Annotated in this window: 18 protein-coding genes and 1 tRNA gene; 13 read left to right on the forward strand and 6 right to left on the reverse strand. The window is 63.8% G+C overall.

Going from position 1 to position 17164, the window contains the following annotated elements:
• Window positions 1-85 precede the first annotated feature (85 nt).
• A tRNA-Ser gene (locus tag FJ527_RS19285) sits at window positions 86-175 on the reverse strand.
• Between the two features lie 371 nt (window positions 176-546).
• Between FJ527_RS19285 and FJ527_RS19290 the strand changes: the two genes are divergently transcribed.
• The 4 genes from FJ527_RS19290 to FJ527_RS19305 all read left to right on the forward strand — a co-directional run bounded on the left by FJ527_RS19290 (window position 547) and on the right by FJ527_RS19305 (window position 3541).
• The gene (locus tag FJ527_RS19290) at window positions 547-1275 is read left to right on the forward strand and encodes a DUF2569 domain-containing protein (RefSeq protein WP_224622286.1); all 729 of its coding nucleotides are present in this window, start codon (window positions 547-549) and stop codon (window positions 1273-1275) included.
• 131 nt (window positions 1276-1406) lie between these two features.
• The gene (locus FJ527_RS19295; protein ID WP_140661735.1) at window positions 1407-1730 is read left to right on the forward strand and encodes a hypothetical protein; all 324 of its coding nucleotides are present in this window, start codon (window positions 1407-1409) and stop codon (window positions 1728-1730) included.
• 244 nt (window positions 1731-1974) lie between these two features.
• Window positions 1975-2964, forward strand: coding sequence for a BMP family ABC transporter substrate-binding protein (locus FJ527_RS19300; RefSeq protein ID WP_015315759.1), 990 nt, complete (start codon window positions 1975-1977; stop codon window positions 2962-2964).
• A gap of 265 nt (window positions 2965-3229) precedes the next feature.
• Complete coding sequence (locus FJ527_RS19305) at window positions 3230-3541, forward strand: GNAT family N-acetyltransferase (protein ID WP_246677742.1); 312 nt, start codon at window positions 3230-3232, stop codon at window positions 3539-3541.
• Here the strand turns inward: FJ527_RS19305 and FJ527_RS19310 are convergent.
• Window positions 3520-3918: a hypothetical protein gene (locus FJ527_RS19310; RefSeq protein ID WP_140823867.1), complete on the reverse strand. Its 399-nt coding sequence runs from the start codon at window positions 3916-3918 to the stop codon at window positions 3520-3522. The two genes, FJ527_RS19305 and FJ527_RS19310, sit on opposite strands and share 22 nt — an antisense overlap.
• Before the next feature lie 22 nt (window positions 3919-3940).
• Window positions 3941-4147 carry a SlyX family protein gene (locus FJ527_RS19315; protein WP_181166420.1) on the reverse strand — a complete coding sequence of 69 codons (207 nt, stop codon included), beginning with the start codon at window positions 4145-4147 and terminating at the stop codon, window positions 3941-3943.
• A 216-nt stretch (window positions 4148-4363) separates the two neighbouring features.
• Here FJ527_RS19315 and FJ527_RS19320 point away from each other — a divergent pair, with 216 nt between their 5' ends.
• The 6 genes from FJ527_RS19320 (at window position 4364) to deoA (ending at window position 10605) form a co-directional block, all read left to right on the forward strand.
• On the forward strand, window positions 4364-5896 hold the full coding sequence (locus tag FJ527_RS19320) for an ABC transporter ATP-binding protein (RefSeq protein ID WP_140823868.1): 1533 nt from the start codon (window positions 4364-4366) through the stop codon (window positions 5894-5896).
• On the forward strand, window positions 5893-7032 hold the full coding sequence (locus FJ527_RS19325; protein WP_140823869.1) for an ABC transporter permease: 1140 nt from the start codon (window positions 5893-5895) through the stop codon (window positions 7030-7032). Before FJ527_RS19320 ends, FJ527_RS19325 begins: the two co-directional genes overlap by 4 nt.
• A gap of 1 nt (window position 7033) precedes the next feature.
• Window positions 7034-8005 carry an ABC transporter permease gene (locus FJ527_RS19330; RefSeq protein WP_015315754.1) on the forward strand — a complete coding sequence of 324 codons (972 nt, stop codon included), beginning with the start codon at window positions 7034-7036 and terminating at the stop codon, window positions 8003-8005.
• A gap of 65 nt (window positions 8006-8070) precedes the next feature.
• On the forward strand, window positions 8071-8463 hold the full coding sequence (gene cdd / locus FJ527_RS19335; protein ID WP_015315753.1) for a cytidine deaminase: 393 nt from the start codon (window positions 8071-8073) through the stop codon (window positions 8461-8463).
• Window positions 8464-8476: 13 nt separating this feature from the next.
• A complete protein-coding gene (locus FJ527_RS19340; RefSeq protein WP_140713251.1) occupies window positions 8477-9286 on the forward strand; it encodes a purine-nucleoside phosphorylase in 810 nt (269 codons plus the stop codon).
• On the forward strand, window positions 9286-10605 hold the full coding sequence (deoA, locus tag FJ527_RS19345; protein ID WP_140823870.1) for a thymidine phosphorylase: 1320 nt from the start codon (window positions 9286-9288) through the stop codon (window positions 10603-10605). The genes FJ527_RS19340 and deoA overlap by 1 nt, the downstream gene beginning before the upstream one ends.
• Window positions 10606-10611: 6 nt before the next feature.
• Here deoA and FJ527_RS19350 read toward each other — a convergent pair whose 3' ends face one another.
• The 3 genes from FJ527_RS19350 to FJ527_RS19360 all read right to left on the reverse strand — a co-directional run bounded on the left by FJ527_RS19350 (window position 10612) and on the right by FJ527_RS19360 (window position 13042).
• Entirely contained in the window at window positions 10612-11175 is a 564-nt protein-coding gene (locus tag FJ527_RS19350; RefSeq protein ID WP_140823871.1) for a TIGR02281 family clan AA aspartic protease, read from the reverse strand.
• Window positions 11176-11295: 120 nt separating this feature from the next.
• Window positions 11296-11925 (reverse strand): uracil phosphoribosyltransferase, encoded by a 630-nt coding sequence (gene upp, locus FJ527_RS19355; protein ID WP_015315749.1) that lies wholly within the window; start codon window positions 11923-11925, stop codon window positions 11296-11298.
• A gap of 142 nt (window positions 11926-12067) precedes the next feature.
• Entirely contained in the window at window positions 12068-13042 is a 975-nt protein-coding gene (locus tag FJ527_RS19360) for an adenosine deaminase (protein WP_140823872.1), read from the reverse strand.
• A gap of 133 nt (window positions 13043-13175) precedes the next feature.
• On the opposite strand from FJ527_RS19360, the gene ubiE reads away from it, so the two are divergent.
• The 3 genes from ubiE (at window position 13176) to coaBC (ending at window position 17158) form a co-directional block, all read left to right on the forward strand.
• Window positions 13176-13952, forward strand: a complete 777-nt coding sequence (gene ubiE / locus FJ527_RS19365) for a bifunctional demethylmenaquinone methyltransferase/2-methoxy-6-polyprenyl-1,4-benzoquinol methylase UbiE (RefSeq protein WP_140823873.1) — start codon at window positions 13176-13178, stop codon at window positions 13950-13952.
• Window positions 13953-14022: 70 nt separating this feature from the next.
• Window positions 14023-15597: a 2-polyprenylphenol 6-hydroxylase gene (gene ubiB, locus FJ527_RS19370; RefSeq protein WP_140823874.1), complete on the forward strand. Its 1575-nt coding sequence runs from the start codon at window positions 14023-14025 to the stop codon at window positions 15595-15597.
• 88 nt (window positions 15598-15685) lie between these two features.
• Entirely contained in the window at window positions 15686-17158 is a 1473-nt protein-coding gene (gene coaBC / locus FJ527_RS19375) for a bifunctional phosphopantothenoylcysteine decarboxylase/phosphopantothenate--cysteine ligase CoaBC (protein ID WP_210241255.1), read from the forward strand.
• The last annotated feature ends 6 nt before the right edge of the window (window positions 17159-17164 follow it).

Consider the following 17164-nt stretch of genomic DNA (forward strand, 5'->3'; position numbering starts at 1 on the left):
CTCCAAAACCCCTTCGGGCCAAAAGTGTTACCCATGTCTCCGGTATAAACCGTAACCTATGTGTCCGGAACGGACCAAGGGAAACTGGCGGAGAGAGCGGGATTCGAACCCGCGTTACGGTCTCCCGTAAACACACTTTCCAGGCGTGCGCCTTCAACCACTCGGCCACCTCTCCGTCCTTGCATTTTTCGCGACGGCCGGTTTCGCCGCGCGGGTTGGGGACAATGCAGTCCCTTCAGGGAGGAGTAGCGATTTCCGCGCTATGGGTGCCGCCAACCAGCGGACACCTCTCCCCGGCACCTGAGCCGTCAAAGCAACAGGCGCGGGGCTCATCTAGTCGATCCCGCGCCGAATGCCAAGCCATAACGACAGTCTATTCGCTTTGCCGGCCACACAGCGCTTCGCGAGGGCGCGGCGTCATCCGTTTCAAGGTGCCGACGCCCCAAATGATGTGCACAGGCGAGCCGGCAAGGCCGGCCGCGCTTGACTTCGTCGCGGGCCACCTGTCGAGTGAAACGGAGGCTTTGCGGGGGGCATCGTCCGGGCATGACATCAGGCAGTGAACAACCGGGCGGCGGGATGCCGGGGCAGGCGCCAATCGGGCGCCCGGACAGCGGGCTGTCCTACGTGCCGGTGGGCTGGCTCATCTTCGTCATGGCGTGGTCGGTCTACGGCCTGGCCTCCGCCTGGTGGCTGACCGGCAATTCCGGCCTGCCGGACAGGATTTTCTATTTCCTCCTTGGCGGGCTTGCCGTCGACATCATCACCATCCTGTGGGGGCTTTATTTGCTCGGCCTTGCTTTTGGCCGCTCGGCGCGCTTCCCGCGCCAGTTCATCATCTGGCAGGTGGCGACCATCGCCTGGGTGCTGGCGAGGCAGGCCTATGTGCTCGCCGTGCCCGATTTCGTCTTTTCCGCCAGGAGCCTGCTTATCGGCGGCGTCGAAATCGCCATCGGCCTGCTCTGCATCTATCTGCTGCGCCGTGGGTCCGGCGCCGAGGGCGTCTATGCCAGGTCGCGGATCGAAGCGCCGTCGGTCTTCGTTTCCATCGTGGCTGCCTTGCTCGGCATCGTCCTGGGCGCGATCATTGGCGCGGTTGGCGGCTTCCTGGCTGGCTCGGTGATCGCCGATGTCGCCGAGGTCAGTTGCTTCGAGGGCGGCTGCGGCTACTTTGCCGCCTTCATCGGATTGGCCGGGCTGGTGGTCGGCGCCATTGCCGGAGGCATTCTTGCCGTCTGGCTCGTTCACCGCCCCAGGCGCGAGCCGGTCGCATAGGGCCCAGAAAAGCGCGGGCCTTAAATTCGCGTATCGCGATTGCAGCTGAACCGCACGCATTCTATTTCTGTTTCGGACATGTACCGGCGGTCTTCTGGTCAGCGTCCAGGGGGAACCGGGGGAGAGCCTTGATGTTTCGCTTCGTCTTTCGTCTTGCGGCCATGGTCGCGCTATCGGTTTCCGTCATTATGGCGGTGCTCGACACGACGCGCACGGTGGCGGCTTCGGCCCTTGTGCTGACCCCGCTCAACGCCAGTTGGCTGGCCGTCTCGCCGGACACGCGGGCCGCCTTCGAAACCTTCGTCCGCGCCAAGGCCAGTCCGCTGCTGTGGGACACAGTCATCGCCTGGGTGCTCAACCAGCCGGGCTTTGCCGTCTTCGCGGTGCTGGCCTTGCTGCTGTACGCCATCGGCTATCGGCGGCAGCGGCGCACGGGACAGTTCGCCGCGAACTGAACCCATCTCCCGCACCGTTCCGGCCGGCTGCTGAAAGCTGCGCGCAAGATCGGATCGCGGCGTGGCTTGCCCGTGGCACGCTTTTCCAAAAGGTCAAAATTCCGCGTGAATTTTGTTTCGGGCCGTGCCAGATTGCCCGGGAGCGGGAGGGCAATACACTCCTGGCTAACGTCGTTTGCTTGCCGGAGAACCGGGCAGGCAAGCGGTGTATAACGGAAAAAATAACCGACAGGGTGTGGATCACATGAAACGTATCGTTCTCGGCCTCCTGGCCGCAACCGCAATGGTTCTTCCGGCTTTCGCCGCGGATGTCCAGCCGGCCATCCTCTATGACCTCGGCGGCAAGTTCGACAAATCCTTCAATGAGGCTGCCTACCATGGCGCCGAAAAATTCAAGACCGAGACCGGCGTCGCCTATGTCGAGTTCGAAGTGTCCAATGCCTCGCAGCGCGAGCAGGCGCTGCGCCGCTTCGCCGAGGACGGCCACAACCCGATCGTCATGGCCGGCTTTGCCTGGGAGGATGCACTGAAGAAGGTCGCGGCCGAATACCCGGACCTCAACTTCGCTATCATCGACGATGCGGTCGACCTGCCCAATGTCCGCTCGCTGGTGTTCAAGGAGAATGAAGGCTCCTATCTCGTCGGCATCATGGCCGCGATGGCGTCGAAGTCGAAGAAGGTTGCCTTCGTCGGCGGCATGGACATCCCGCTGATCCGCAAGTTCGAATGCGGCTATGTCGGCGGCGCCAAGTCCGCTGGCGCGACCGACGTCATCCAGAACATGACTGGCGATACGCCGGCGGCGTGGAACGATCCGGCCAAGGGTGGCGAGATCGCCAAGACGCAGATCGACCAGGGCGCCGACGTGGTTTACGCGGCCGCCGGCGGCACCGGCGTCGGTGTGCTGCAGGCGGCGGCCGATGCCGGCAAGCTCGGCATCGGCGTCGATTCCAACCAGAACGGCCTGCAGCCCGGCAAGGTGCTGACCTCGATGCTGAAGCGCGTCGACGTTGCCGTCTACACCGCCTTCATGGATGGCAAGAACGGCACCTTCAAGGGTGGCGTCGAGAATCTCGGCCTCAAGGAAGGCGGCGTCGACTACGCCATGGACGACAACAACAAGGCACTGGTGACCGACGAAATGAAGGCGGCCGTCGAAAAAGCCAAGGCCGACATCATCGCCGGCACGGTCAAGGTGCACGACTACACAGCCGACAACGCCTGCCCCTATTGATCGGCGGCAGCGTACGGCCATGATCTGCAACCGCTGGGCGAAAGCCCGGCGGTTTTGCTTTTGCCGATCGAACGAAGCTCGCAAATGGCATGGAGCGAGGAATGCAGCCAGCGATCGAACCCATGCGCGGGCATGATATCGAAGTGTCGCGCGACTGCGGATTGCCGCTTTTTTCGGGGGCACGGGAAGGACGCTGGAAGAGGATGCGGCAGGGCTTCGCAACCTGCTGACCAGCAACGGCCTCGAAAAGGCTCTGGTTGCCCGTGTGAACGATGTGCCGATAGGCACCTGCCTGCTGGTCCGCCACGAACTGGAACCGGCGCATGATCTGACACCGTGGCTGGCCGGGCTTGTCGTCGATGCCGGCCATCGAGGCAAGGGAACCGGCACCGCGCTGGTCAAGGCGATCGAAGCGCATGCAGCGTCAGCCGGCGTCGAGACGCTCTACCTCTACACTTGGCAAGCGCGCGAGTTCTACGTGGCGCTGGGCTGGGACGCGATCGAGCTGTGCGAGCAGGACGGCGAAACGATGATGCTGATGTCGCGTCGGCTCGATCACAATGTGCCCAGGAGATAGCCGAGCGCGAAGGCCGCAATCAGCCCGGCCATGACGACAAGTCCACGCCTACCGCCGAGCGTATGCACGCCAACGCCGTACGGCTGTCGGGACAGGCTTCGGATCACTGTCGGCGACTTGGCATCGTTGCCGCCCAGGCCAACGCCTCGCATCTGCGGCAATTCGGCGAGGCGCTGCGTAACCAGTTCCCAATGATTGACGCCGGCTGGTTTTTCGGCGCGATCGAAGACATGCATGCGCTCGGCCAGCTGCACCACCGCGTCGCGGAACGCAGGGTCGATCTCGAGATCGCGCTCGGCGCGCTCGCGCTCGGCATCGTTCATCAGGCCCAGCACATAGTCGCCGGCCCTTGCGATACGATCGCTCTCACCGGCCATGATCCGTGCCTTCCCCCTCTCCTTACCAGTGTGGCGGCTTGGTCACCGGCACATCCGGTGCCGCCTGCTCTTCAAGCGCCAGGAAGCGGTCGGTCAGCGCATCGAGCTTGCGCTGCATGCGGTCGATCACCTTCCACTGCTCGGCGATCTGGCCCGACAGTTCCTCTATGGTCTTCTCCTGCTCGGCGGCGCGGATTTCCAGCGTCGTCAGCCGGTCGGCGGGCATGATCATGCAAAGTCCCCAGTTTGTACCGCGACACCTTGCGCCGCAACGTCAAATCGACCTCGCCATAGTAGCGAATGTGAGAGCTTCGGCCACGTTCGAAATTGACAAGCGCGCGGGGATTTGTCGAGAGTGGATGCTGCTCCGGACAATTGGCATGGGCGGAGCGCCATGCTAGGCGTTTTGACCAAGCGATAAAAAAATAAGAGTGGGACAGGCTGCATGGCGCAAGCCGCAATCGAACTGATCGGCATCAACAAGAGTTTCGGCGCGGTGCGCGCCAACCGCGACATCAATCTGGAGATCGCGCGCGGCACCATCCACGGCATCGTCGGCGAGAACGGCGCCGGCAAGTCGACGCTGATGTCGATCCTCTACGGTTTCTACCAGGCCGACAGCGGCGAGATCCGCGTCGGCGGCAAGCCGGCATCGATCAAGACACCCAACGACGCGATCGCGCTCGGCATCGGCATGGTGCACCAGCATTTCATGCTGGTCGACAATTTCTCGGTGTTGGAGAACATCATCCTCGGCGCCGAAACCGATGCGCTTCTGAAGAGCAGCATCGCCAAGGCGCGCTCCGAGCTTGACCGGCTGGAGCGCGAATACGGGCTGGAAGTCGATCCCGATGCGATTATCGAAGAACTGCCGGTCGGCCTGCAGCAACGCGTGGAAATCCTGAAGGCGCTTTATCGCGGCGCCGAAATCCTGATCCTCGACGAGCCGACAGGCGTTTTGACGCCGGCCGAGGCCGACCACCTGTTCCGCATCCTCAGGCAGTTGAAGGAACAGGGAAAGACGGTGGTGCTGATCACCCACAAACTGCGCGAGATCATGGCCATCACCGACACCGTGTCGGTGATGCGTCAGGGCACGATGGTGGCGACCCGGGAGACCAGGAAAACCACTGTCGAGGAACTGGCCGAACTGATGGTCGGGCGGCGTGTCCTCTTGAGGGTCGAAAAGGGCGAGGCCGAAGCCGGTGCCGTCAAGCTCGCGGTCAAGAACCTGACGGTCAGGGATTCCCGTGGCGTCACCATGGTCGACGACGTCTCCTTCGATATCAGAGCCGGCGAGATCGTCGGCATCGCTGGCGTTGCCGGCAACGGGCAATCCGAGTTGCTTGAGGCGATTTCCGGCATCAGGCACGCCGTTTCCGGCTCCGTGACGCTCGACGGCAAGCCGATCGATCTCACCGGCAAGGCCGATCCCGGCGAATTGCGCGATCGTGGCCTCGCCCACGTGCCAGAAGACCGTCACCATGTCGGGCTGGTGCTGGCCTTCGAGGAGAACGAGAATTCCATCCTCGGCTACCACGACGATCCCCGTTACCTCAGAGGACCGTTTCTCAACATCGATGCCATCATGGCCGATGCCAGGGGCAAGATCGAGAAATACGACATTCGTCCCGGCAATCCGCGCCTGAAGACGGCCAATTTTTCCGGCGGCAACCAGCAGAAGATCGTGCTCGCGCGTGAAATCGAACAGGACCCCGGCGTGCTGATCGTCGGCCAGCCGACGCGGGGCGTCGACGTCGGCGCCATCGAGTTCATCCACAAGCGCCTGATCGCCATGCGCGATCAGGGCAAGGCGGTGCTGGTGGTCTCGGTCGAGCTAGACGAGATCCGCTCGCTCTCCGACCGCATCCTGGTGATGTTTGCCGGCCGGGTCGTCGGCGAGCGCGGCCCCGACGCGACCGAAGGCGAGCTTGGCCTGCTGATGGCCGGCGTCGAGCATCGGGAGGCGGCGCAATGAGCACGCCTTACGCCAAATTGCCGGCCTGGGCCGACTACGGGCTGATCCCGCTGATCAACCTGTCGGTCGCCTTCATCGTCGCTGGCTTCGTCGTCATGCTGGTCGGCGAAAACCCCTTCCGTGCCGCCGTCATCCTGGTCGAAGGCGCCTTTGGCAAGGGCACCGGCATCGCCTTCACCCTCTTCTACGCCACGACCTTCATATTCACCGGGCTTTCTGTGGCCGTGGCGGCGCATTGCGGCCTGTTCAACATCGGCACCGAGGGACAGGCCTACATCGCCGGCCTCGGCATCGCCATCGTTTGCCTTTCCTTCGACAGCACTCTGCCCTGGTGGCTGACTTTTCCGCTGGCCATCGTCGCTTCGGCGCTCGTGGGCGCATTGTGGGCGTTGATCCCCGCCTACCTGCAGGCCAAGCGCGGCTCGCACATCGTCATCACGACAATCATGTTCAACTTCATCGCCGCCTCGATCATGGTCTACCTGCTGGTCGGTCCGCTGAAGCCGGCAGGGTCGCAGGCGCCGCAGACGCGCAACTTCCTCGCCGGTGCGGAGCTGCCGAAACTGAACTGGATCATCGAATTGTTCGGCGCCAAGATCCGCTCGGCCCCGCTCAACATCTGCTTCCTGCTGGCGCTGGTGATGGCTTTCCTGGTCTGGCTGCTGATCTGGCGTACCAAGCTCGGCTATGAGATGCGCACCTATGGCCACAGCCCGAAAGCGGCCCGCTATGCCGGCATTTCGGAAACCCGCATCATCATCACTGCGATGATGATCTCGGGCGCGCTGGCCGGCATGATGGCGCTCAACCCGGTGATGGGCGACCAGCACAATGTCGCGATCGACTTCGTTTCTGGCGCCGGTTTCGTCGGTGTCGCCGTGGCGCTGATGGGCCGCCTGCATCCGGTCGGCATCGTGCTGGCGGCGATCCTGTTCGGCATGCTTTACCAGGGCGGCGCCGAACTCGCCTTCGAGATGCCGGCAATCAGCCGCGACATGATCGTCATCATTCAAGGATTGGTCATCCTCTTCGCCGGCGCGCTGGAGCATATGTTCAGGCCCTATATCCAGGCTCTGTTCGCCTCGTTCAGCCCGAAATCGGTGGGCATGCAGGCTGTCAACGGGAAAGGCGCCTGAGATGGATATCTTCAACGCGATCATCCAGGTGCTGGACTCTACCATCCGCCTGTCGGTGCCGCTGCTGCTTGCCTGCCTCGCCGGCCTCTATTCGGAGCGGGCCGGCATTTTCGACATCGGCCTCGAAGGCAAGATGCTGGTCGGCGCCTTCGCGGGTGCTGCCGCGGCTTCCGTGTTCCATTCGGCGCTTATCGGTCTCGGCATGGCGATCCTGATCTCTGTCGCCTTCGCTTTGGTGCACGGCTTTGCCTCGATCACCCATCGCGGCAACCAGATCGTTTCGGGCGTTGCGATCAACTTCGTCGCCGCCGGATCGACCATCATTCTCGGCCAGGCATGGTTCCAGCAGGGTGGCCGCACGCCGGCGCTGCAACCGGGCGAACGATTCGAGGCGATCATCTGGCCCGGCGCCGATGCAATCAGGGGCGTGCCGATCATCGGTCCGATCTATGCCGAACTGATCTCCGGCCATTCGATCCTCGTCTATTTCGCCTTTGCGATGGTGCCGTTCACCTGGTGGGTGCTGTTTCGCACGCGTTTTGGCCTCAGGCTGCGCGCGGTCGGCGAGAATCCGGCCGCGGTCGACACCGCCGGCATCTCGGTCGCCTGGCTGCGCTATCGCGCGCTGATCTGCACGGGCATCCTGACCGGATTTGCAGGCGCCTATCTTTCGATGGTGCAGAATGGCGGCTTCGTGAAGGACATGACCGCGGGCAAGGGCTACATCGCGCTGGCCGCGCTGATCTTCGCCAAATGGAAGCCGGTCAACGCCATGTTCGCCTGTCTGCTGTTCGGCTTCCTCGACGCGGCGTCGATCCGCCTGCAGGGAACGCCGCTGCCCATTGTCGGCAAGGTGTCGGTGCAGTTCATGCAGGCCCTGCCCTATATCCTCACCGTCATCCTGCTTGCCGGCTTCATCGGCAAGGCCATCCCGCCGCGCGCCGGCGGCGTGCCCTATGTCAAGGAACGCTAAAGGTCGACAGTTCGGCGCAGACGAAGCGCCGGGTTTTGGACACGATCATCGGAGAGAACACCTGAATGTCGCATGATCTGTTCGAAGCGGCCAAGGCCGCCATGGCCAAGGCTTATGCGCCCTATTCCAAGTTCCCGGTGGGTGCCGCCATACGCACCGAGGACGGACGCGTCTTCACCGGCGCCAACATCGAGGTCGCCTCCTATCCGGAAGGCTGGTGCGCCGAGACCACCGCGCTTGGCCATTATATCATGGGCGGCGGCGGCAAGATCGTTGAAATCGCCGTCCTTGCCGAACGCATGGCCAAATGCTCGCCTTGCGGCGGCTGCCGCCAGCGACTGGCCGAATTCTGCCGCCCGGAAACGAAGCTCTATCTCTGCGACAACACCGGCGTGGCCGAAACCGTGACCATGGGCGACATGCTGCCCTACGGCTTCCGCGGCGACATTCTGAAATGAAGAGCTGGCTGATATGACGCAAAAAACGGTCGACCACCTTATCGAAAGGCTGGACGGCCTGGCGCCGTCGACCGCGCTTGTGCTGGGTTCGGGTCTGGGCGGCTTGGTCGACCGGATCGAGAATCCGATCCGCGTCTCCTATGCCGACCTGCCCGGCTTTCCCAGGAGCGGTGTCAGCGGCCACGCCGGCCAAGTGGTCGCCGGGCTGTTTGCCGGCGTTCCGGTGCTCATGCTGTCCGGCCGCGCCCACTACTATGAGCATGGGAATGCCGCGGCGATGCGTCCGGTACTGGAAGTGCTCGCCGGCATCGGCATCACGAAACTGATCCTCACCAACGCGGCCGGCTCGGTCGATCCGGATATGCCGCCGGGTTCGGTGATGCTGCTCACCGATCATATCAACTTCTCCGGCACCAACCCGCTGATCGGCGAGCCCAGCGACCGCCGTTTCGTCGGCCTCACCGAAGCTTATGATGCCGGCATTCGCGACGCGATCGAAGGCGCGGCGAAGGCGACCGGCACTGCGCTTCACAAGGGCGTCTACATGTGGTTCTCGGGCCCCTGCTTCGAGACGCCGGCCGAAATCCGCATGGCGCGCATCATGGGCGCCAACGCCGTCGGCATGTCGACCGTGCCGGAAGTCATTCTCGCGCGTTTCCTCGGCCTGCGCGTCGCCGCCTGTTCGGTCATCACCAACCTGGCCGCCGGCATGACCGGAGCCGAGCTTTCGCACCAGGAAACCAAGGACATGGCGCCGGTTGGCGGATCGCGGCTGGCAACGGTGCTGCAGCGCGTGTTCCGTGACGGGCTGCTGGAGAGCTGATGCTTCCACAGGAAATCATCCGTCACAAGCGCGACGGCCACAGGCTGGCGCCTCACGAGATCGCCGCCTTCATCGATGGCGTGACGTCTGGTACCGTTGCCGACGGCCAGGTCGCGGCCTTCGCCATGGCGGTGTTCTTCAACGGCATGAACCGCGACGAGGCGGTGGCGATGACGCTGGCCATGCGCGATTCCGGCGACGTGCTCGACTGGTCGGATTTGCCAGGCCCTGTCACCGACAAGCATTCCACGGGCGGTGTCGGCGACAATGTCTCGCTGATGCTGGCGCCGATCGTTGCCGCCTGCGGTGCCTATGTGCCGATGATCTCGGGCCGTGGCCTCGGCCATACCGGCGGCACGCTGGACAAGATGGATGCCATTCCCGGCTATATCAGCCAACCCGACATCACGCTGTTCCGCAAAGCCGTGCTGGAAACCGGCTGCGCCATCATCGGCCAGACCGCCGACCTGGCACCTGCCGATCGCCGGCTCTACGCCATCCGCGACGTGACCGGAACCGTGGAGTCCGTGCCGCTGATCACCGCATCGATCCTGTCGAAGAAGCTCGCGGCGGGCCTGCAATCGCTGGTGCTCGACGTCAAGGTCGGCAATGGCGCCTTCATGGAGAAATCCCGGGATGCGACCGCGCTTGCCAACAGCCTCGTCGAAGTCGCCAGCGGCGCCGGACTGAAAGTCTCGGCACTGATCACCGGCATGAACGAACCGCTTGCCTCCGCCGCCGGCAATGCCGTCGAGGTGCGCAATGCCGTCGATTTCCTGACCGGCCGCCTGCGCGACCGGCGGCTGGAGGACGTGACGCTGGCGCTGGCAGCCGAAATGCTGCAGTCGGCGGGACTGGTGTCGTCGAACCAGGACGGCATGCGACGCGCCACCGAGACACTCGCCAGCGGCCGCGCAGCCGCCACCTTCGCGCGCATGGTGACGGTGCTTGGCGGCCCCGCCGATTTCATCGAGAAGCCAGAGAAATATCTGTCGGAAGCAGCAACGGAAATCGCGGTGAAGGCGACGTCGGAGGGTTTCGTCACTGGCATCGCCACCCGCGACATCGGTCTCGCGGTCGTCGGCCTGGGCGGCGGGCGCACCCGGCCCGACGACAGGATCGACCCCTCGGTCGGCATCACCAGGCTGCTGCCCATAGGCGCGGAAGTACGCGCCGGAGATGCGCTGGCTCTGATCCACGCCCGCTCACCGTCCGATGCCGAGACGGCGGCCGCGACCGTGCTTTCAGCCTATGCGATCGGTGCTTCGAAGCCGGCCGCCGACAAGTCGGTCATCCGGCGGATTCTGCCGCGTGGCTGAGTGGACCTACTGAACCAGCAGCAATGTGCCGTTTTCGGCCTGGTATTTGCCGAGCCTGTTGAGAAAGCTCATGCCGATCAGGTTGGTGCGCAGTGCCCTGTCGTCGAGCACGATCGCCTGCACACCTTCGACGCTGATGCTGCCGATCTGCAGGCGATCAATCGTTACCACGGCTGCCTTGATGGTGCCGTTGGCGGTGCTGACCTCGTGGCTGAAATCGGAGGGATTGAGCGACAGTCCGATCCGGCGTGCCGTCGACATGTTGACCGCGACCAGCGTCGCACCGGTGTCGATCATGCCGTCGACTTGACAGCCGTTGAGCTTGAAGGTCGACGAGAAGTGTCCGCGCCCGTCCGCCGCGACCACGACCTTCCGGCCGGTCGGCAGCGGCGCTACCGGCTTGTCGGGAACGGAAGCCAGGCTGACGTCCGGTTGCGCCTCGCCCGCTGGCTTGGCCGTTACCGCCGATTTCAGCAAGTTTTCGAATATTCGCGGATTCGACTGGTAGACGACCGGGATCGATGCCGACGCACCGGCAAAGACGCTGAGAATGAGAAGCTTGCGCAGCATGGATCGGCCTTTGTGAAGAGCTGATCATTAGCGCCGGATGGTGTTTGCCGCTTTAACGCGCGCCGGAACCACGTCTTTGCGTAAACGCCTGGTAAAAAATACCAAGGACATTGCTCGGTATTACTTCGTACCGTACATGCGGTCGCCGGCATCGCCAAGGCCGGGCATGATGTAGCCCTTCTCGTTGAGCTGGCGGTCGATGGACGCGGTGAAGACCGGAACATCCGGATGCGCCTTGGTAAAGCGCTCGATGCCTTCGGGCGCCGCCAGCAGACACAGGAAGCGGATGTTGGTGGCGCCGCGCTCTTTCAACTTGTCGATCGCCGCGATCGCCGAATTGGCTGTCGCCAGCATCGGGTCGACGACGATGACCAGCCGGTCGGCGAGGTCGCTCGGCGCCTTGAAGAAATACTCGACGGCCTCCAGCGTTTCATGATCGCGGTAGAGGCCGACATGGGCGACGCGGGCCGCCGGCACCAGGTCGAGCAAACCTTCGAGCAGGCCGTTGCCGGCGCGCAGCACCGAGGCGAAGACCAGCTTCTTGCCCTCCAGCGTCGGAGCCTCCATCGTCTCCATAGGCGTTTCGATCGTTGTCGTCGTTAGTTCGAGATTGCGGGTTACCTCATAGCCGAGCAGCAGCGATATCTCACGCAGCAACCGCCGGAAGCCGGCCGTCGAGGTCTCCTTCTTGCGCATGATGGTCAGCTTGTGCTGGACAAGCGGATGATCGACGACGGTGACGCCCTTCATGATGTGCTCCGACGGAATAGTGAGTGGTGAACAGTGAGTAGTGAATAGTGAGCCGATTTGCGAGTCCCTGCGTCAGTGAAAGCGCCGGCCTTCAACCGCTCGATGCGTGCACCGTCACTACCGACTACTGACTACTCACTGTTCACCGAACTTTCGCGTCCAACCGACCAAGAAGCGCTGTCTTGGTCTTCCTGTCGACGAAGGCGGCTTCGATGGCGGTCCTGGTGACGGCGGCAAGCGCCTTTTCGCTCATCGAGAAATGTTCGGCGGCGATATCGTATTCGCGCTTCAGCGAGGTCCAGAAATAGGGCGGGTCGTCGGAGTTGAGCGTCACCTTGCAGCCGGCCGCCTGCAGGGCGGGAAAGGGATGGTCGGCGAAACTGTCGAACACCTTGAGCGCGATATTGGAGCCGGGGCAGCATTCCAGCACGACACCCTCGTCGGCGATGCGCCGGACAAGGTCGGGGTTTTCGATGGCGCGCACGCCATGGCCGATGCGCGACGGGCGGATATGGTCGAGTGCCGCCTGGACGGTTTCCCAGCCCGTCAGTTCGCCGGCATGGACGGTGATGCCGAGCCCGGCCTCGCGCGCGATCTCGAAAGCCCTGACATAGTCCTCCATCTCGCCCATGCGCTCATCGCCGGCGACGCCGAACCCGGTAACCAGCGGATGGCCGCAACGCGCCGCGAAGCGTGCCGCGCGCTCGATCGACTCGACACCGACATGGCGCACGCCGGTGACGATCATGCGGCCCTCGATGCCGGTCTTTGCCTTGGCGCGCAGCATGCCTTCGCCGAGCGCATCGGTGTAGGCCTTGGGTGACAGCCCGGCTTTCGTCGCGTGGTCGGGCGAGGTGAACACCTCGGAGTAGATGGCGCCATCGCGGGCCAGGCTGGTCAGATAGTGGTCGGCCAGCCGCGCATAATCCTCCTCGGTCCGGAACAGGTCGGCGGAGAAGTCATAGGCCGCGAGAAAGGAGGTGAAATCGTGCCAGACGAAACAACCGTTCTGGATATAAGGCGAGGTGTCCTTGCCGTATTTCTGCGCTTGGCGGATGACGAGATCGGGCGTCGCTGCCCCTTCGATGTGGCAGTGCAGTTCCGCTTTCAGAGGCATTCAAACATCCCGTCGGTCAGTCCAGGTCTTGAAACCCACCACCTGGAAGCGCGGCTGAACACCGCGCCTTAAACAATAGCGCCCGCATCATCGATCGGCTATGGTCCCGCCGGTTTTATGACGGATCAAAAAAATGTCAGTTGAGAGAGCCACGGCCGCCGGCGGCATGGAAACCTCCTATGGTTTCAAGCGTGTAGGGGAAGGCGAGAAGCAATCCCTGGTCAACGATGTTTTCCACAAGGTCGCCAACCGCTACGACCTGATGAACGATTTGATGTCTGCTGGCCTGCACCGGCTGTGGAAGGATGCCATGGTCGCCTGGCTCAATCCGCCTAAGCGCGCGGGCTGGCGCGTGCTCGATGTTGCCGGTGGTACCGGCGACATCGCCTTTCGCATCGTCGATGCCAGCCATGGCCATGCCCATGCCACCGTGCTCGACATCAACGGCTCGATGCTTGCCGTCGGTCGCGACAGGGCTGAAAAGAAGGGGTTGTCCGGCAACACAGATTTCGTCGAGGCCAATGCCGAGGAACTGCCCTTCCCTGACGCCAGCTTCGACGCCTACACCATCGCGTTCGGCATTCGCAATGTCCCGCATATCGACGTGGCCCTGGGCGAGGCGTTCCGCGTGCTGAAGCCTGGCGGCCGTCTCCTGTGCCTTGAGTTCTCCGAGGTCGAGATGCCGCTGCTCGACAAGGTCTACGAAGCCTGGTCGTTCAATGCCATCCCCAGGATCGGCAAGTTGGTCACCGGGGACGGCGAGCCCTATTCCTATCTGGTCGAATCGATCGCAAAATTCCCCAATCAGCAAAACTTCGCGGCGATGATTTCTCGGGCCAGCTTCGACCGCGTCTCCTTCCGCAACTATTCCGGCGGCATAGCGGCCCTGCATTCGGGCTGGAAGCTTTGAAGCCGTCGCCGATCTTCCTCACGCGACGAGCCTTGCGCCAGTTCGATGAACCGGTAGGGCGGACGTGGCCATGAGCACCGTCAGCGCGGCGTTCCGGCTCGTACGGGCCGGTTGGGTGCTGGTGCGCGAGGGCGTCGTTGCCGTCTTGCCCGGCGAGGAACTATCCGGCCTGCCGAAATTCGGCTGGCGGCTGGCGCGGCTGTTCACCCGCCGCCGCGCGCTCGCCTATGAGCGCAGCGATCGGCTGGCCAAGGCGGTGGTCCGGCTCGGCCCATCCTACGTCAAGCTTGGTCAGTTCCTGGCAACGCGGCCCGATGTCGTCGGCAACGACATGGCGCTCGATCTCGCCATGCTGCAGGACAAGATGCACACCTTCCCGACGGCCGAAGCGGTGGCCGCCGTCGAAGCCTCGCTCGGGCGCAAACTCGGCGATCTTTACAAGCAGTTCGGCGACCCGGTCGCCGCGGCTTCCATCGCCCAGGTCCATGCCGCTGAAACCGTCGATGGTGGCGTCGCCAGGAAGGTAGCGGTCAAGGTCATCCGGCCGGGCGTGCGCCGCCGCTTCTTCCAGGACCTCGAAAGCTATTTCCTCGCCGCCCGCCTGCAGGAGAAATACATACCGTCGTCGCGCCGGCTGAGGCCGGTCGAGGTGACCGAGACGCTGGCGCAGACCACCAGGATCGAGATGGACCTGCGCCTCGAGGCGGCCGCGCTCTCGGAACTTGGCCAAAGCACCAGGGAAGACCCTGGCTTTCGCGTCCCTTCGGTGGACTGGGAACGCACCGGCCGCGACGTGCTGACCATGGAATGGGTCGACGGCGTCAAGATGAACGACATCGCCGGCCTGCAAAGCGCCGGCCATGACCTGAAGGCAATCGCCACCAACCTCATCCAGTCCTTCCTGCGCCATACGCTGCGCGACGGCTTCTTCCACGCCGACATGCATCCGGGCAATCTGTTCGTCGAGGCGAACGGCACCATCGTTGCCGTCGATCTCGGCATTGCCGGACGCCTTGGCAAGAAGGAGCGCCGCTTCCTCGCAGAAATCCTCTACGGCTTCATCACACGCGACTATCTGCGCGTCGCCGAGGTGCATTTCGAGGCCGGCTATGTGCCGCGCCAGCACAATGTCTCTGCCTTCGCGCAGGCGATCCGCGCCATCGGCGAGCCGATCCATGGCCAACCCGCCGAAACCATTTCGATGGCCAAGCTTCTGACGCTGCTGTTCGAGGTGACCGAACTCTTCGACATGGCGACACGGCCGGAATTGATCCTGCTGCAGAAGACCATGGTGGTTGTCGAGGGCGTGGCGCGCACGCTCGATCCGGCTTTCAACATGTGGAAGACCGCCGAACCGGTGGTCGGCGGCTGGATAGCCGGGAACCTCGGGCCGCGCGGCCTGCTGGCCGACGCGCGCGACGGCGGCAAGGCAATACTGACGCTGATCCGCCAGGCGCCGGAACTCGCGGCCCGTACGGAACGGCTGTCGCGAGAGATCGACCTGATGGCCGAGCACGGCCTGCGCTTCGATGAGGCGACCGCCCGCGCCATAGGCAAGGCCGAAGCGCGCTACAGCCGTTCCGGCCGTGTCGCATTATGGGTGATCGCGCTGACGCTGGTCTACATTGCCTGGAAGCTTCATTAGGCCTGTGTTCGCGGCAAGCCAGCTGCTTGCGGCAATTTGATTGCATTGCTATCATCGCCATCAAGTAAGATGAGTAGAGTGCAATCACATGGCCAGCATCACGATCCGCAACCTGGACGATGAGGTCAAGGAGTTGCTGCGCCGTCTGGCGGCGGAAAACGATCGCTCCATGGAAGAACAGGCGCGGGTGATGATCCGGGCCGCCGTCGACGGCCAGGTCGGCCCTGTTGGCCGTCTCGACCAGATCGAGAAAGCCCTTCACGAACTGGCCACTTCGCAAGCCACCCCTACCCCGGCGTCGGCACTAGCAGGCAAGAGCTTGCCGCGAGGCACGCTTTCCAACAAGCGCATCCTGCTTATCATCGGCGGCGGCATCGCCGCTTACAAGGCGCTCGACCTCATCCGTCGGCTGCGCGAGCGCGGCGCGGCGGTGCGCGTCGTCATGACATCGGCGGCGCAGGAGTTCGTCACCACGCTGTCGGTCGGTGCGCTCTCCGCCGACCATGTCTTCACTGACCTGTTCGACCGCAATGATGAGCACGATGTCGGCCACATCAGGCTGTCGCGCGAGGCGGACCTCCTGGTGGTGGCGCCCGCCACTGCCGACCTGATGGCCAAGCTCGCCAATGGCCATGCCAGCGATCTGGCCTCGACCGTGCTCATCGCCACCGACAAGCCGGTGCTGATGGCTCCGGCGATGAACCCCAGGATGTGGTCGCATCCCGCCACCCGCCGCAACCGCGCGAGCTTGGGCAAGGACGGCATCACCTTCGTCGGCCCCGCCAAGGGTGAGATGGCCGAGAGCAATGAGGCCGGCGAAGGCCGCATGGCCGAACCGCTGGAGATCGTCGCCGCGGTCGAGGCGCTGCTCGATGCCGGCCCCAGGCTACTGGCGGGGCGCAAGATCATCGTCACGTCAGGCCCGACGCACGAGCCGATCGACCCGGTGCGCTATATCGCGAACCGCTCGTCCGGCAAGCAGGGCCACGCCATCGCCGCGGCATTGGCAAGGCTCGGCGCCGATGTGCGCCTCGTTTCCGGTCCCGTCACCATCGCCGATCCGGCCGGAGTGAAGACCCTCCATGTCGAACGGGCGCAGGAGATGCGCGACGCTGTGGAACAGCTTCTGCCCGCCGACGCCGCGGTGTTCGTCGCCGCCGTTGCCGACTGGCGCACCGAGAATTCAGCCGGTGAGAAGATCAAGAAGGTCGCGGGCGAAGGCCCGCCGGTGCTGCGCATGGTCGAAAACCCCGACATCCTGGCGGGTGTCGGCCATCACAAGCAGCGACCAGGCCTGGTCGTCGGCTTTGCCGCCGAGACGCAGGATCTCTTGCGCAACGCCGAGGCCAAGCTCACGAAGAAAGGGGCCGATCTCATCGTCGCCAACGATGTGTCGCACCAAAGCGGCATCGGTCCTTCAGGCGTGATGGGGGGTGATCGCAACCGGGTGCGGATCGTGTCGAAGGCCGGCGTCGAGGAATGGCCTGAAATGACCAAGGACGAGGTAGCGGCACGGCTTGCCGCGCTCATCGCCGAGCGGTTGAAAACCATCGTCGTCTGACAAGTG

The sequence above is a fragment of the Mesorhizobium sp. B2-4-18 genome, from assembly GCF_006441385.1.
GTDB lineage: Bacteria > Pseudomonadota > Alphaproteobacteria > Rhizobiales > Rhizobiaceae > Mesorhizobium > Mesorhizobium australicum.